At 44.8% G+C, this 239-nt stretch carries 1 protein-coding gene; it reads left to right on the top strand.

Features of this window, described 5'->3' with window-relative positions:
- On the top strand, positions 1-239 hold a 239-nt coding region (bshC, locus tag Q4528_RS15835; protein ID WP_303522695.1), incomplete at both ends, for a bacillithiol biosynthesis protein BshC.

Raw genomic sequence — 239 nt, 5'->3', positions numbered from 1 at the left:
GAAGGACCGGCGCTAGCAAATATCGAGCGTTTACAACAGCCAGAAGCGGTAACCGTTGTTGCAGGACAACAGGCTGGGCTGTTAACTGGCCCCCTTTATACGATCAATAAAGCGATATCGGTCATTAAGTTAGCAGCAGAGAAAGAACGCAAGCTAGGTGTACCTGTTATCCCTATTTTTTGGGTAGCGGGAGAAGATCATGATTATCATGAAGTCAATCATATTTATTCGTATGACGA

Origin of the sequence: Staphylococcus pasteuri (assembly GCF_030547725.1) — a bacterium.
Classification (GTDB): Bacteria; Bacillota; Bacilli; order Staphylococcales; family Staphylococcaceae; genus Staphylococcus; species Staphylococcus pasteuri.
Note: the sequence above shows the minus strand (reverse complement) of the source record. Positions and strands in the feature narration are given on the sequence as shown.